This window comes from Mycobacteroides sp. H001 (assembly GCF_001440005.1).
Lineage (GTDB): Bacteria > Actinomycetota > Actinomycetes > Mycobacteriales > Mycobacteriaceae > Mycobacterium > Mycobacterium gwanakae.
In genome coordinates, this window is sequence record NZ_LJYH01000001.1 from 1 (window position 1) to 225 (window position 225).

1 protein-coding gene is annotated in these 225 nt (G+C 68.9%); it reads left to right on the forward strand.

From position 1 onward, the window contains the following. On the forward strand, nt 1-225 hold a 225-nt coding region (locus AOT83_RS27715; RefSeq protein WP_205626751.1), incomplete at both ends, for a hypothetical protein.

A 225-nucleotide genomic window follows, 5' to 3' on the forward strand; every position in this document is an offset into this window, starting at 1 on the left:
CGCAGACGGCTGCGGATGCGGCTGCGGCGGTGAAGGTCACCACGGATAAGGCGTTGGCCGATGCGAACAAGGCTGCCGGTGATGCGGCGGCGGCCAAGACGGTTGCGGATCAGAATGCGGCGGCGGCGCAGACGGCTGCGGATGCGGCTGCGGCGGTGAAGGTCACCACGGATAAGGCGTTGGCCGATGCGAACAAGGCTGCCGGTGATGCGGCGGCGGCCAAGA